Source organism: uncultured Sphingobacterium sp. (assembly GCF_964277905.1).
Lineage (GTDB): Bacteria > Bacteroidota > Bacteroidia > Sphingobacteriales > Sphingobacteriaceae > Sphingobacterium > Sphingobacterium siyangense.
In genome coordinates this window covers 14,100-26,016 of the sequence record NZ_CAXYKD010000010.1, presented here as the reverse complement: position 1 = coordinate 26,016, position 11,917 = coordinate 14,100, and the positions used below count along the sequence as shown (strand labels likewise).

The window sequence follows — 11,917 nt, the reverse complement described above, 5'->3', positions numbered from 1 at the left end:
CTGATATAAACAAGTACAACCAGAAACAATTATAAGCCAATGAAAAAGATTTTTAGTATGCTCCTCGTAATTTTTGTATGCGTAGCAAGTCAAGCGCAACAAACATCCTGGACCAGTGCAAAGCAACCCTTAAAGGAAATTGAACAGCTTAAAAAGATCATTGTTGCTCCTACATTTGAAAAGAAAGATTATTCCATCGACGATTTCGGTGCTATTGGAGATGGCAGGACAAAAAATACTGTAGCCTTTAGAAAAGCAATTGAAACGTGCAATAAGCAGGGTGGAGGGCGTGTAATAGTCCCGAAGGGAGTCTATCTGACCGGTGCAATCTATTTGAAAAGCAACGTCAACCTTCATGTCAGCGAAGGGGCAACCGTACTCTTTAGTCGTGATAGTGCTGATTATCCGATGGTATTCACGCGTTGGGAGGGCATGGAATGCATCAATTTTTCTCCTTTCATCTATGCGTACAAAGAAGAGAATATTGCCATCACAGGAAAAGGATTGCTGGATGGAAATGCCGATAATGATCATTGGTGGTATTGGTGTGGTGCCCGAAAATATGGATGGCACGAAGGACGCCCTGGAGAACAAAAGCCTGCCCGGGCAATTTTGCATCAGCAGATGGCTGAAGAGATGGACCCGTATAAAAGAGTATTTGGCGAGGGCAATTTTCTTCGCCCCAATTTTGTGCAGCCTTATTTATGCAAAAATGTCTGGATTGCTGACGTCAAGCTGATTAATTCTCCGATGTGGAATCTTAATCCTGTCCTATGTGAGAATGTATTGATTGAAGGTGTGAAAGTGGTAAGTCATGGACCTAATAATGACGGCTGCGATCCTGAAGCAAGTAAAAATGTATGGATCAGAAATTGTTATTTTGATACCGGCGATGACTGTATTGCTATTAAATCGGGAAGAGATGAAGATGGCCGTACTATTGGTCGACCTGCGGAGAATCATATCATCGAAAATTGTGAAATGAAAGATGGTCATGGCGGCGTCGTTATCGGTAGCGAAATTGCAGGCGGAGCCAGAAATATCTATGCACTCAACAATGTCATGGACAGTCCAAATTTGGATCGGGCGCTACGGATAAAAACCAGTTCCAGCCGAGGTGGGATCATTGAGAACGTTTTTTTTTATAACACGGAAGTGGGGCAATATAAGGAAGCAGCTGTACGATTTAATATGTTTTATGAAAAACCCGGAAAACATATTCCAACGATTCGCAATATCTGGGTCGAAAACCTCCATGTTAAAGGTGGCGGAAAGTATGCTGTGCTCTCCACAGCATACGAATCTTCACCTATAACCGATTTTACGATGGTCAATTGTAAAATTGATGGTGTAAAAGAAGCGTTTAAAGTTGATTACCTCAAGAATGTCTTGCTAAAAAATGTCATTGTCAATGGAAAAGAAATCAAGTCTTTCGATTAACGTAACATAACCATCGACGGAAAGTATAAACTCCAGCGACTAAGAAGTAGCTACCGGTCATTAAAAAGATTTGCACATAGCTAATTCATGAAATAATTATTGATATGATACGAAAGTATTTGATTTTTTGCGGCTTGCTAGTTGGGACTATCCTGGAGATAGCTGTTGCCCAGTCAAAACATTGGCAAGATAACGACCGTGTACTGCATTATACCGAGGATAAAGGAGATTTCTTACTGGTGAATGGAAGATATCGATTTAATCGTGCTCTTTATGGTAATAACCTGGCATCCCGTGTAGAAGTAGGCGATTTACCTGAATTTGCACTGTACATGCCGGGGATGGCAGGGAACTTACAGTTTGTTCTCAGCAATAAACAGCAGCGAAAAAAAGTGATTGATGCCGATCATATTGAGACAAGGTATCGACCCGGAGCTATGTATTATCGCATCAAAGATGCTTTACTTGGAAATGGTTATATCGATATCGTTGTGATGGCGCAGGCCGATGCCGAAGGGATGATCGTAAAATTACAGGCGGCGAATATTAAACCGGATGCACATCTTTACGCTGTCTATGGGGGAGCTAGCGGAAAAACATTCAGTAGAAATGGCGACATAGGCGCAGATCCAGAATCGGGGTTTTATCTTCTTCCTGGATATTGTGAACATAATCAATATACACTGGAAAAAAATAGTTTTGGACTTAAGTATCAAAATAAGAAAAATGAGCCCCAATTTATTCAGGGTAGTTTTTCAGGACTCTCAGCACTGCGGATGTCAGATGCTACCGTTTTGGATGATCTCTCTAATCTGACGAAAACGGAGAATAAGGGTAGTCCTATCCTTGTCGGGAAATTTATGCTGACTAAAAAATCAAGTTATATTCAAATCGCTAAAGGGAAGCGTTCTGCTGCGGAATTTTCTGAAGGCTCATTAGAAAAGATTTATGAGCTGGCGGATCAGAAAAGGGTTTCGCTGGCTAGTCGGGTTAAAATAAACACACCGGATCGATACATCAATAATTTGGGGGCAGCGCTTTCGGCAGCCGCTGATGGAATTTGGGAATCGCCTACTTTCTTGCATGGAGCTGTGGCATGGCGTATGCGTTTGAATGCTTGGCGGGGAGCTTACACCGCAGATGTATTGGGATGGCATGACAGAGCGAAAGGACATTTTTCGAGTTATGCGAATTCGCAGGTTAGCGAACCCGCTGCTGGACGGGTGGTGATGGATACAACTTTGCACTTAGCTCGACATTTGGAAAAAATGGGTACTTCTATGTTTTCAAGCGGCTACATTTCTCGGAATCCAAATAATAATACGGTACCCCATCACTACGATATGAACTTGGTCTTTATCGATCAATTGTTGTCACATTTTAATTATACAGGGGATGTTGCTTATATCAAAGAGATGTGGCCAACGCTGACTCGGCATCTCAACTGGGAAAAGCGAAATTTCGATCAGGACAATGATGGCTTATACGATGCCTATTGTGCAATATGGGCAAGTGATGGTTTACAATATTCCGGTGGCGCGGTCACGCACACAACAGCCTATATGTACCGTGCCAATCAAATAATAGCCAAACTCGCAAAGGTAATAGGTGAGGATGCGACGCCCTACCAACAAGAAGCAAATAAGATTCAAAAAGCGCTAAAAGATCGACTTTGGTTGCAAAAGAAAGGTCATTTTGCCGAGTTCCAGGATGCGCTTGGCAATCAGCTTATACACGAAAATGCGGGTTTGTGGACCATTTATCATACCGCAGACGCTGCTATTCTAGATGATTTTGAAAGCTACCAAAATCTCCAATATGTAACTAATTATTTGCCAAAGATTCCTATTCATATCAAAGGACAGGAACAGCACGACCTGTATACATTGCCGACGACGACATGGCAGCCTTACACTTGGTCGGTCAATAATGTTGCTTTGGCAGAGAATCTACAGACAGCATTGGCCTATTGGCAATCTGGTCGGGCGGATGATGCCTATCAGCTCTGGAAAAGTAACCTTATGGAAAGTATGTATCATGGGATCAGTCCCGCCAACTTTCAGCAGCTTTCCCACTATGATGCATTTAGAGGCGAATTATACCGTGATTTTGCCGACCCAATTGGTGTAGCATCTCGTACATTAGTCGAAGGATTATTTGGCGTGCATCCACGTCTACTGGACAAACAATTGTTTCTTAAACCTGGTTTCCCATCGACATGGAATTTTGCACAGATTGAAATGCCGGAATGGAGTTATACGTATAAGAAAACTAAAACTGCTATTACATTTCAGATTAACACGCGTTATGCGATGCCCGTAAAACTTGCTTTGGAAGTTCCCGTAGATTTTACCCAGGTGAGTGCTGTTAAAGTCAATGGAAAAGAAGTCAAGTGGTCATTAAAATCTTCCGCTATAAATGGGGCATGTATTGTTGTTGAATCTGAAGCTGAGCGGAATTTCGACATCACGATAATGGGGGATGGTAAACTCGAAAAGATGGATACCAAAAATGTGGAGCAAGTATTCACCGATCAATGGGCTTTTCCATTACCTGCTAACACCCAATTGTTGGAAAGCTACGATCCTCAAGGAATTATCCAAAAGAAAGCCGGTCACAAATTTTCTTTTGTCCAGCATGAGCGGGTAGGAACCTTTTTCGTGAAGCTTCAGCAGGGAGCTATGGTTTGGTGGCAGGCAGTTGATATTCGGCTATTACCGCCTGTAAATTCAACTATTCTGCGTAAAGAGCGAAACTATTTTTTGACGATGGAAAACCGTTCTGCTCAGCCACAACAACTGGCAATTGTTCATCAGGATTTTCAAACAGCCTTCAGCTTGAGGTCAGGAGAAATAAAGAAATTGGAACTTCCCATCAATAGCTTTTCAAAGGGAACAAATAGCGTTAATCTGGTTGTGGGAACTTATCGCCAAACAGTAGATTATATCGATTGGAATATCGATGATAAACCTGATTTTTTAGCGGAAAATTTATCGAGTTATTACAACGCGCGTTTGACGGATATCTTCCAACAGAAATACCTTTCGCCAAGATCGGAAGGGCCAACCTTGCAGTTGCCTTGGCAGGGAATAGGCAATTGGTGTTATCCATTGACGACGGCAAATATTGACGACAGGGGAATCATGAAAAAAGGCAAGCAAGGGGACCTAATATACCTAGGTATTCCGTTTCAGCTAAAAAATGACTCCAAAAATGTGGTCTTTGTCAGTCAGTGGGATAATTATCCAAAAAGCGTCAAAATACCTTTAGCCGGCCAGGCCAGCAAAATGTATCTCTTGGTCGCCGGTTCAACAAATCCGATGCAATCCCAGCTTATCAACGCCAAGATTAAGGTCAATTATACTGATGGAATTTTTGATACGTTAGATCTCATCAACCCTATCAACTGGTGGCCTATCGAACAGGATTACCTCGATGATAATCACGCTTTTGAACTCCCCGATGAACGAATTCCTTACCGAATCAGTCTGAAGTCTGGAGAGCTTTATAAGGGCGGAACCTGGAGTCATTATACCGATATCAAGGGGTATAGCAATCGTGCCATTGATGGTGGAGCAGCTTCATTATTGGACTTGCCTCTAAACAATAAAAAGAAACTTCAATCAGTAGAGCTTATCGCCGTCGCAAACGATGCGGTCATCGGTCTGATAGGTCTCACTTTAATGCGATAGATAAATTGAGAATGTACTCCGGAATTTCCGGAGGAATCTTGAACACGAATATAGTATGCATAAAAATCCAATATAGATGAAAAAGAAGTTTAGTATTATTTTCACTTTCCTTGTAAGTGTTCTAAGCCCTATGTTAGTCCTAGCTCAACAAGGAACCAAAATTAATCGGGAAAATGTCGTTAAAAGGCACAATGTCTCCAATCATACCATGGATACATTAGCTTCGCTCACAGTCGGTAATGGGACCTTTGCCTATACGGTCGATGCTACAGGAATGCAGTCTTTTCCCATTTATTATAAAAATGGGGTTTCCTTGGGAACACAGTCCGAGTGGGGATGGGATTCTTTTCCCAATACAAAGAACTATAAATTCGAAGAAACATTAAAATCCTACGACTTTAACAGCGAAGGGCGGAACGCGCAATATAGTATCCAATTGAAAGAACCGGAACGCAATGCAGAAGCTGTAAACTATTTTAGGGAAAATAAACACCGTCTGCAATTGGGTAATGTGGGCTTGGAACTTTATTTGAAAAACGGGCAACGGGCAACTGCACAACATATCCAGGCTATTCGACAGGAGCTGAACCTTTGGACGGGTATTATCACAAGTGAATTTCAAATTGAAGGAGAACCTGTCTCTGTAAAAACGACATCGTATCAAAGCAGTGACCGCGTTGCAGTACATGTCGCTTCACCATTGATTGCACAGCAAAGACTGAAAATATTTGTACACTATCCTTACCCAAGCGGAAAATTTTTGGATGAAGGTACCAACTATGATCAGGTGAATGATCATAAAACAACGATCGTAGCTCAATCTGCACATGTTGCAGTAATAAATCATCAGTTGCAGGGAGCCAGTTACTTTACACAATTGAATTACTCACAGGGAACTTTAAAAAATACGGCTTCACACTATTTTGTGTACCAACCGGCTGCTACGCTTGGAGAATTTGATTTTTCATTTGCATTTGCGCCCACAAACAATTTTGATAAAAAGAGCGTAGGATATATTGATGCGGTAGGTGAAAGTGTAAGGTCCTGGAAGCATTTTTGGGAAAGTGGTGCTGCGGTTGACTTTGCGGGTAGCACAGATCCGAGAGCCAATGAGTTGGAAAGAAGAGTTGTACTCTCTCAATATCTGACAAAAGTACAATGCGGAGGAAGTAATCCGCCTCAAGAAACAGGCCTCACTTTTAATAGTTGGTATGGAAAGCCACACACGGAAATGCATTGGTGGCATGCTGTGCATTTTGCATTATGGGGACGTCCTGAAATCATGGAAAAAACATTGGATTATTATTTTAGAACCTTTGAAAAAGCGAGAGAACTCGCAAAACGACAGGGCTATCAAGGGGTTAGATGGATCAAAATGTCCGATAACGAAGGGAATGAAAGCCCCTCATCGGTAGCTGCATTTTTAGTTTGGCAACAGCCACATATTATCTATATGACCGAATTGGCCTATCGGGACAAAAAGGATCTCGCTGTCCTAAAAAAATATAAGGATCTCGTATTTGCCACAGCTGATTTCATGGCCGACTTTGCAGATTATGATCAGGAAACGGGTCGCTATAATGTAGGCAAGGGAGTTATTCCTGCACAAGAGGTTTTCAAAGCTTCCGAGACGATGAACCCGACGTATGAGGTCGCCTATTGGGATTGGGCACTTCGTATAGCGCAACAATGGAAGGAGCGTCTGGGAGAACTAAGAGTGACCAAATGGGATCAAGTTATTGAAAAACTGGCCCCCTTACCAAGTAAGGACAACGTCTACTTGGCTACTGAAACTGCTCCCGATTCTTATACGTACGATCGTTGGATGACGGACCATCCCGCGGTACTCGGTGCATTAGGGATGGTTCCTGAATCACCGAAGCTAAATAAAACGGTGATGAAAAACACACTGGATGTCGTTTGGGAGAAATGGCATTGGGAAAAGACCTGGGGGTGGGATTTTCCCATGACGGCCATGAATGCTGCTCGTCTGAATCTTCCCAATAAAGCGCTGGATGCATTATTTATGAATGTCCAAACCAATACCTATCTCAAAAATGGACATAATTATCAAGATGGACGCCTGCGGATCTATTTACCAGGTAATGGTGGGGTGCTCGCGACCGTAGCGATGATGCTTGAAGGATGGGACGCTTCCAACAGTGATTTACCAGGGTTCCCAAAAGATGGCTCATGGGTTATAAAGAAAGAAGGATTTAAAAAAATGCCCTAATATGATGAAGAAAATAATATTACTATTGCTTTTGGGTTGTGGAACAGTATCGACGAAGGCTCAGGAGTTGCCCGTTAAGTCAACGATCGTACGTTCTTTAAGCAGTGTAACCATAACTTGTACAATCTTAAATATACACCTTCGTCCGAAACAAAAGAGGAATATTAAACTGTTCATTGAAAAACAGTAGTATGGTGTAGAATAATGAAATCGGACAGATTCTATACTATTGCAATAAATAATTTAGCTTACTACGTTGGAGAATGTATCCGTGAAAATGATGCTAAGGCGACAGGTCCTTTTATTATGGGCTGTGTAGAGGCTGGGTTTTGAAAAGCGAGTTTTAAGTGTTTTTTTTAAATATTTATAAACAAATCGTTAATTTTATAATTAATAAAATCTAACAATGACCAATTCCGTAAATCAATTTTTAAAAACTTTAGAAATTAGCGATTTTTCTGCCACACCTAAGTATTTGCAATTGGCAAATACAATTATCGATGCTGTTAAAAATGAAACATTGGTCAGAGATGATATGCTCCCTTCTATTAATGAGCTCAGTGCATATCTGGAAATATCACGTGACACTGTAGAAAAAGCATACCGCTATCTTAAGAAAAATGAAATTATAGCATCTAATCCCGGAAAGGGGTATTATGTAAATAAAACGGATGTAGAATCCAAACTTAAGATAGCACTCTTTCTAAATAAACTAAGTGCCCATAAAAAGATAGTATACGATTCCTTTGCAAAAGAGCTGAGTGATTATGCCAACTTGGATCTATTTGTATACAATTCAGACCTATCGTATCTGAATACATTGTTGGGAAGCTTAACGAAAACATATGACCACTATGTTTTATTCCCCCATTTCAAAGAGGGAAGGGACAAAGCGCCGGATATCATTCGTAAGATTCCGGCAGAGAAACTAATGTTATTGGGTAAGTTTATCGAAGATGTGCCCGGAGATTTTCCTGCAGTCTACGAAAATTACGAACATGATATTTACTCCGCATTGGAGGAAGCTAATGAAGTGCTGAGTAAGTACAAAAACTTAAAACTTGTATTTCCTGACTATAGTGATTTTCCAAAAGCTATTATTAAGGGCTTTTATAAGTTTTGTCAACAATATGCTTTTGAACACGAGCTCGTATCCGACATTGATGAAGAGAAAGTAGAGAAAGGAACATGTTACATTAATATTATTGAAGATGATCTGGTGAAATTGTTGAACAAGGTTATTCAGAAAAAACTGGTTATAGGAAAAGATGTTGGTATCATTTCCTATAATGAAACTCCATTGAAAAAGTTTATCCTGAATGGTATTACAACAATATCAACTGATTTTGAAATGATGGGGCGATTGGCTGCCGAATTGATCAGAAGTAAATCAAAGGATCGTGTTGAAGTCCCATTCTATTTAAAGCTTAGGCCTTCTGTATAGACAAAAAAAACAGGCTAATCGTGCTGATTAGCCTGTTTTTTTTGATAAATATTTTCTAGCTCTTTGCGTATTATGATGCAATAATCAAAAAAGCAGCTAGTTGATTTTTATTTCTTTAACGTCTTCACAGGGAACAAATCAATAACACCTTTTGCAACCTTGCTGATGTTATTAATTGCTTTTTCTGGATTGTCAACATCGCCAGAACCACGTGCCTGCCAGATCACTGCGTTTGTTTTACGATCGATGGCTTCGATAATCAAATGGCCATAACGATAGCGTTCTTTTGCAACTGGGTAATAACCGCCGCCATAGTAATATGGTGAAAACCATGGACGGTACCAGCCCCAGGGGCCCCCCCAGCCGTAATAACCGCCGCCACCATAGACCAAACGGCTTTTATTGTTGACAATGGTAATATACCGAAATAGTAAATCAGGATTATCTTTAGAATATTGTAGGCCCTTTGCCTCCAGCGCGGTATTCGCGGCATCCAGGATATTGGCTTTGGCGATATCGTTGTCAAAATAAGACTTCGAAAGCGAGTCTACCGGAGGTAACCAGGCATAGGTCTTGAAAGGAGTAAAATCCATCTTTTCTACCCGAGTGGTATTGTATTGATAAGACGAACATGATGCGAGTGCGACGCAAAGCACCAAAAATAATAGAATCTTTTTCATCGTAGTAATTTATTTATCAACTGTGATGAATCTACCATGAGTATTTTGTCGCTGCATTGGACAACCACACTCATGATGGTTCATGGCCTATATGGAACTTATATTTATTTAACTAATTTGTTTTTATTTTTTATCCGCATACCTTTCAATTGTAAAAATAGTACAGTTGACGGTCTTCATGGCAATTGTTTTTTACCGTCCGGGATGCGATCATCCTTTTTGATTTTACAATCTATTACTTTAGACAAAAAACTATAAATATGGTTTAATCCGAATTGTAAAATTAATAAGGATATTTTGCCACCAACGGAATCTGCCTTCCTGGACCAAAAGCTTTTGGACTAACACGCAGGATAGGCGGAGCTTGAAAACGTTTGAATTCCGCATTATTAACCAATTTACAAACCCTTTCTACTAACGATTTTTCAAAGCCCATTGCTACAACCTCAGATCCTGCTTTCTCATTTTCGATGAGTTCAAAGAGGATTTGATCTAATAGATCGTATTCCGGTAGAGAGTCCGAATCTTTTTGATCTGGTCGAAGTTCCGCAGAAGGCGCTTTTTCAATGGTATTGACTGGAATGATCTCCCTTTCTCGATTGATATAGCGCGCTAAATCGTAGGCTTTGGACTTGTAAACATCACCGATTACAGAGATGGAACCTGCCATATCACCATAGAGTGTACCATATCCCACAGCAGCCTCACTTTTGTTGGATGTATTGAGTAAAATATTGCCGAATTTATTGGAAGCAGCCATCAAAATTACCGCACGTGCGCGCGCTTGAATATTTTCTTCAGTTGTATCTGGCTGCAGCCCTTCAAAAAGAGGAGCTAAACTATGTTCGAAGGCATTGGCAATATCTTTGATCGGAACGATATAATGTTTGCAACCGGTATTGTTGACGAGATCCATCGCATCTTTTATCGAATGGTCGGAAGAGTAGACCGATGGCATCAGTATGGCTAATACATTATCGGCACCCAGAGCCTCGCAGGCCAAAGCCGCAACTAAGGCCGAATCTAGCCCGCCGGACAGACCTAAAACCGCCTTCTTGAAACCAGATTTTTGAAAATAATCACGTAGCCCAAGGATCAATGCATCATGTATAAGAGCCATCTCAGCTATAGACTCTTTCGAAGAAGCTGTGGTGGAGGTGATATTTTGTTGATAATAGGTGACAAATTGAAGATCTTCTTCAAAGCTTTTTAGTTCAGCAATTTTTGTTCCTTCATTATTCAGGGCGATTGAGCGGCCGTCAAAGATAATATCCATGTGAGCGCCAATTTGATTGACATAAATTAGCGGTCTGCCAGACTTTGTTACCTGTTGGCTGAGGACCTTGATCCGTTCATCAAAATGGGTATAGGAAAAAGGGGATGCCGCAATGTTGATGAGGAGGTCTGGATTTTCTTTTCTCAGCTCTGCCATGGGGTCACCAACGTAAGAATTGCCCCCTTCGTCATCATCCCACAAATCTTCACATATGGTTAAGGCAATTTTTACGCCGTTCAACTCGATACAATCAAAACGTCTGCTGGGTTCAAAATAACGATATTCATCAAATACATCATAATCGGGCAAAAGGCCTTTTTTTACAATGTTTCGGACTGCCCCATGCTCAATAAATACAGCGGTATTATAAAGCTCTTTGCCCTCAGAATCACTGTTTTTGACGGGTGCTCCGATGATACAGGCGATATCCTGACAATGAGCAGCGATTTGATGAATAGCTTCATCACATTGATGTTTAAAAGCCTTACTTCGCAAAAGATCCTTGGCAGGATAACCACCAATCGCGAGTTCGGCAAAAATAATAAGATCGGCTGTTGCTTCTTTGGCCTGCTGGATCGCGCTAATTATTTTTTTAGTATTTGCTTCAAAATTACCGATATGGTAATTCAATTGTGCTAAAGCTATTTTCATATGCTATTAATCGTCTAACTAAATAAGATACCAATTGATGTCGGATCTTCTCACAAATTTATTTCTTTTTTTTGATACTCAGCCCGCACTTATGCGAATAAAAGCGCTAAATTATCTTCCGATCAATTGAAGGACATCGTATTACCAGCTATGGCCTGTAAGTGGAATGAATGCACAGTGAGTTCATGTTGAGTCTATCTGTTGAGCTGCTATCGTTGTAGATGTATGTTTTTTACAACGCGGGACGATATTGAATGTGCTAAATTGTTTTAACATAATTTTAACAACGTTAAATGCTGTTAAATTTCTTGACATGAAAGCAGATCTGTAGTACCTTTGATATATCAAAAGAAACGAAAGATATTAAAAATAATATATAAAGAACTTTTCATAATTTAGGTTAATAATTGGTTAGGTAAAGCTCGGAGTTCCCCACTTCGAGCTTTTATTTTTTCTAGACACCTGTTTCAAGTCGTGTTTCAATTTGCTTCTTTATTTAAT

The 11,917-nt window shown here is 40.5% G+C and carries 7 protein-coding genes; 5 read left to right on the top strand and 2 right to left on the bottom strand.

From position 1 onward, the window contains the following. Positions 1–39 precede the first annotated feature (39 nt). The 5 genes from ACHWSC_RS06980 to ACHWSC_RS06960 all read left to right on the top strand — a co-directional run bounded on the left by ACHWSC_RS06980 (position 40) and on the right by ACHWSC_RS06960 (position 8,809). Positions 40–1,440: a glycoside hydrolase family 28 protein gene (locus tag ACHWSC_RS06980; RefSeq protein WP_394676284.1), complete on the top strand. Its 1,401-nt coding sequence runs from the start codon at positions 40–42 to the stop codon at positions 1,438–1,440. A 104-nt stretch (positions 1,441–1,544) separates the two neighbouring features. Continuing rightward, positions 1,545–5,132: a DUF4450 domain-containing protein gene (locus ACHWSC_RS06975; protein ID WP_394676283.1), complete on the top strand. Its 3,588-nt coding sequence runs from the start codon at positions 1,545–1,547 to the stop codon at positions 5,130–5,132. 76 nt (positions 5,133–5,208) lie between these two features. Then, a complete protein-coding gene (locus tag ACHWSC_RS06970) occupies positions 5,209–7,365 on the top strand; it encodes a hypothetical protein (RefSeq protein WP_088163063.1) in 2,157 nt (718 codons plus the stop codon). 1 nt (position 7,366) lies between these two features. Next, positions 7,367–7,555 carry a hypothetical protein gene (locus ACHWSC_RS06965; RefSeq protein ID WP_088163062.1) on the top strand — a complete coding sequence of 63 codons (189 nt, stop codon included), beginning with the start codon at positions 7,367–7,369 and terminating at the stop codon, positions 7,553–7,555. 216 nt (positions 7,556–7,771) lie between these two features. Then, positions 7,772–8,809, top strand: coding sequence for a GntR family transcriptional regulator (locus ACHWSC_RS06960; RefSeq protein ID WP_088163061.1), 1,038 nt, complete (start codon positions 7,772–7,774; stop codon positions 8,807–8,809). 107 nt (positions 8,810–8,916) lie between these two features. On the opposite strand, the gene ACHWSC_RS06955 is transcribed toward ACHWSC_RS06960, so the two are convergent. Together ACHWSC_RS06955 and ACHWSC_RS06950 are read right to left on the bottom strand one after the other, a co-directional pair. Next, positions 8,917–9,489 carry a DUF4136 domain-containing protein gene (locus ACHWSC_RS06955; protein WP_075994305.1) on the bottom strand — a complete coding sequence of 191 codons (573 nt, stop codon included), beginning with the start codon at positions 9,487–9,489 and terminating at the stop codon, positions 8,917–8,919. 283 nt (positions 9,490–9,772) lie between these two features. Continuing rightward, positions 9,773–11,416, bottom strand: coding sequence for an NAD+ synthase (locus ACHWSC_RS06950; RefSeq protein ID WP_394676282.1), 1,644 nt, complete (start codon positions 11,414–11,416; stop codon positions 9,773–9,775). Positions 11,417–11,917 lie beyond the last annotated feature (501 nt).

Excerpts from the sequence above, each read along its gene's own strand:
- ACHWSC_RS06980 (WP_394676284.1), top strand. The coding sequence starts at position 40 with ATGAAAAAGATTTTTAGTATGCTCCTCGTAATTTTTGTATGCGTAGCA.
- ACHWSC_RS06975 (WP_394676283.1), top strand. The coding sequence starts at position 1,545 with ATGATACGAAAGTATTTGATTTTTTGCGGCTTGCTAGTTGGGACTATC.
- ACHWSC_RS06970 (WP_088163063.1), top strand. The coding sequence starts at position 5,209 with ATGAAAAAGAAGTTTAGTATTATTTTCACTTTCCTTGTAAGTGTTCTA.
- ACHWSC_RS06965 (WP_088163062.1), top strand. The coding sequence starts at position 7,367 with ATGATGAAGAAAATAATATTACTATTGCTTTTGGGTTGTGGAACAGTA.
- ACHWSC_RS06960 (WP_088163061.1), top strand. The coding sequence starts at position 7,772 with ATGACCAATTCCGTAAATCAATTTTTAAAAACTTTAGAAATTAGCGAT.
- ACHWSC_RS06955 (WP_075994305.1), bottom strand. The coding sequence starts at position 9,489 with ATGAAAAAGATTCTATTATTTTTGGTGCTTTGCGTCGCACTCGCATCA.
- ACHWSC_RS06950 (WP_394676282.1), bottom strand. The coding sequence starts at position 11,416 with ATGAAAATAGCTTTAGCACAATTGAATTACCATATCGGTAATTTTGAA.